General features: G+C 68.5%; 1 protein-coding gene. It reads left to right on the forward strand.

Annotated elements, in window-relative coordinates; translation table 11 throughout:
- The coding region (locus DIE17_RS37125; RefSeq protein WP_409410406.1) for a VOC family protein at positions 1–555 on the forward strand (555 nt) is incomplete at its 5' end.
- Positions 556–558 lie beyond the last annotated feature (3 nt).

Below are 558 nucleotides of genomic sequence, written 5' to 3' on the forward strand. Positions count from 1 at the left end.
ACCGACATGGACGTCGCGATGAAATCGGCGCGCGCGCACGGCGCGGACGTGGTCGTCGACACGTTCCCCGATCCGATCGGCCGCGACGCGATCATCCGCTGGCCGGGCGGCGTGAACATGCAGCTGTACTGGCACACCCAGGCGCCGCACTACGACCCGCTGCAGACGGTGCCGGAAAACCGCGTGTACGTGTCGCCCGAAAGCGCGAGCAAGCTGGTGCACGACTTCGTCGCGTTCTCGCGCGGCAAGGTCGTGTCCGACGTGCGTAAGGCGCCGGGCATCGAGATTGGCCGGCCGAACGACACATATCGCCGCATCCGCATCGAGTCGGGCTTCGGCAAGATGACCGTGCTGGCGACCGACGGCCGTCTGCCTTATCCGTTCGGGCGCGAAATGACGGGCTACGAAGTGCCGGACCTCGCCGCCACGCTGGAGAAGGCCAAGGCCGCCGGCGTGACCGTGCTGGTGCCGCCCTTCACGTCGGACGGGCGCGATGCGGCGCTCGTGCAGTTCCCGGGCGGCTACGTCGCCGAGATCCACGCGCGGTCGAAGTAATGG

It is taken from the genome of Burkholderia sp. Bp9099 (assembly GCF_003857805.1).
Taxonomy (GTDB): domain Bacteria; phylum Pseudomonadota; class Gammaproteobacteria; order Burkholderiales; family Burkholderiaceae; genus Burkholderia.